Consider the following 925-nt stretch of genomic DNA (forward strand, 5'->3'; position numbering starts at 1 on the left):
TATTATATCTTAAAACAACCAACCAATCTAAAGATCCCGGGTTACCCCAGGCAAACGCCTCACAGACAGTCTCTGTGGCATGCAACCACGTCCTCTGTCTTATCCACGTTCTTTAAATTGGAAGGCCGTAAAGATGGGTTTCCCCATTCGGAGATAACCGGATCAAAGGGTGCTAGCGCCTCCCCGGTTCTTATCGCAGCTTGCCACGTCCTTCTTCGCCTCTCTACGCCAAGGCATCCGTCAGAAGCCCTTTAACGCTTGATCGTTCTCAACAAAACGCATGTGTTTACAATGTAAGGATACGATCACGTCGATTGTCACGACCGCTACTAGGGTAGCGTCGCACCCTTACATATACATACGTCGTTCTTAGACATCTTCTCCCCCGTATGCTCGGAAAGTTGTGGCATACGTAGTTCATCGAAGATGTCTGTGTCAGACAATGTCTTCTCGGATCACCCCTAAAGCTATGAACAACCGGGGAAACCCTTCATTTACAATTTCAGCAGGGACAAGTCCCTGCACCCGTTCGACCGGAGGTTACCCTCATAGTCGAACAATCTCATGTGCATCGTAAGCATGTCACCCGCTACAACCTCATCTGAGGGAGCTGGTGGAGCCAGACGGAATCGAACCGACGACATCCTGCTTGCAAAGCAGGCACTCTACCATCTGAGTTATGGCCCCATCTTACCAGATCGGACGCTTAACCCATGGTTGGCCTGGACAGACTCGAACTGTCGACCTTACGCTTATCAGGCGTACGCTCTAACCACCTGAGCTACAGGCCAGCAGGTCAAGCGTTCACCCATCGCGTTACCGCTGGGCTTACGATGCATGACCACCCTGCCCGGAACCAAAAATTCCTTCGGGACGATCATGTTTTTGGAAAGAGAGACGAAGACGGCGGCGAACCGCATTTATG

2 tRNA genes and 1 rRNA gene are annotated in these 925 nt (G+C 51.1%); all 3 read right to left on the reverse strand.

Annotated elements, in window-relative coordinates:
- A 23S ribosomal RNA gene (locus ABAC460_RS50640) occupies positions 1–264 on the reverse strand; the annotation flags it as partial.
- A gap of 347 nt (positions 265–611) precedes the next feature.
- Positions 612–687 (reverse strand) — tRNA-Ala (locus ABAC460_RS47920).
- A 27-nt stretch (positions 688–714) separates the two neighbouring features.
- A tRNA-Ile gene (locus tag ABAC460_RS47925) sits at positions 715–791 on the reverse strand.
- Positions 792–925: the final 134 nt, after the last annotated feature.

The sequence above is a fragment of the Asticcacaulis sp. AC460 genome, from assembly GCF_000495795.1.
GTDB lineage: Bacteria > Pseudomonadota > Alphaproteobacteria > Caulobacterales > Caulobacteraceae > Asticcacaulis.